This is a genomic window from Corallincola holothuriorum, assembly GCF_003336225.1.
GTDB classification, from domain to species: Bacteria; Pseudomonadota; Gammaproteobacteria; order Enterobacterales; family Neiellaceae; genus Corallincola; species Corallincola holothuriorum.
In genome coordinates this window covers 1-1,281 of the sequence record NZ_QPID01000029.1, presented here as the reverse complement: position 1 = coordinate 1,281, position 1,281 = coordinate 1, and the positions used below count along the sequence as shown (strand labels likewise).

Genomic DNA, 1,281 nt, shown 5'->3' with positions numbered 1-1,281 from the left:
TGGAATGCTGTGTGGGGACAATCTGACCGAGCGCAAGTTATGAGTTGCTCAGTATTAACAGAGTGTTGCGTTAAGTTAGCAAAGCACGGCATAGTGAGTGTCATAGATAACGTTGTTCGTCCATAGCTACGGCGGTGCGGGTGTACAACAAGTTTGATAAACGAGGAACCACCCAGAGAGCGGTGGTTTTATTTGGGCGCGTTATAGGTCCTGTTATCAAAGGCGTTATGAATATGTTTAGTCGATTCCACCTAGTATCAGGTTGTCTTGGAGTTGCTTCTTTGGGGTTACTGAAGATCATGGCTCCAGCTCCGTTAGAACTTGCATTTGTATCTTTGCCGCTTGTAATCATTTCGGCGGTAGGATTTACTTTTGCTGTTGCAAAGTATTGCGGACTGAACTTCTCTGCTACGAGTTATGATCGTGTAGCATTCATCGCCAGCTCACTCTGCATTTTCCTGCTTCTGGACTACATCTTTGACTTGAGTCTTTTTAGCCTTTTTTGGGATGAGAAGGGGGCAGGTCTATTTGTCACTATTCACTTTGTCGCTCTTGTTCTTTTTCTTTTGTACAAACGGATTAAGCTTGTGAGGAAAAAATATTCATAACAAGCCGCACAACAAAATCGCCCACAAAAAGCGTGGGCTCGGACTCGCTGCCGCTCGCCCGTTTGCGGAGCGTTATATTTACCTTTAAGTATGAGATTATCGTCTTCTGCGTGTAGTGATACTTTTGAGCTGGTGCTGCTCGGTTTGTCTGGAGTTGCGTTTGTCTTGATGCTTGTAAGTGCCTTCGTGGTCTACTCCAACGAGAAGGACGACGAAACGCAATCGTTTTCATCTGCTTTTCTGTCTCTGTATTGGCCTCTGCGGGTGTTTTTCACCGATGAAGGGTTGAACCCAATGGGAAAGCGCTGGCGGCCCGTTTACATTGCATCGTTCTGTACCTTTACAGGCGTATTTGCAGTCATGTATCTCAAAGGTTTCTGCGTAGGGTAAATATAACAATGCAAGTCACTAACTCGTCGCTTTGCTCCTCGGGGACAACGAACACGACGCGGCGAGCCGCAGTCCGTTGCCCGTGCTTGCGGCGTTGGTATGACTCCCACTGTCAAGTTTGACGCACTGATCCCTGCTAAAAAACTAGCCATCGTATTCTCCTAAAAAAGAGCTGATACATCAGATGAAGCCGGTACTTTCGTCGGTTGCTATGCTGGTATCCGTGGATTACTCATTTTCATGAGCAGCGCCTACCTTACTTGTTCCGCCGTGGCACCTGTCT

At 46.9% G+C, this 1,281-nt stretch carries 1 protein-coding gene; it reads left to right on the top strand.

Going from position 1 to position 1,281, the window contains the following annotated elements:
- The first annotated feature begins 140 nt into the window (after positions 1-140).
- Entirely contained in the window at positions 141-608 is a 468-nt protein-coding gene (locus DU002_RS19235) for a hypothetical protein (RefSeq protein WP_114340076.1), read from the top strand.
- Positions 609-1,281 lie beyond the last annotated feature (673 nt).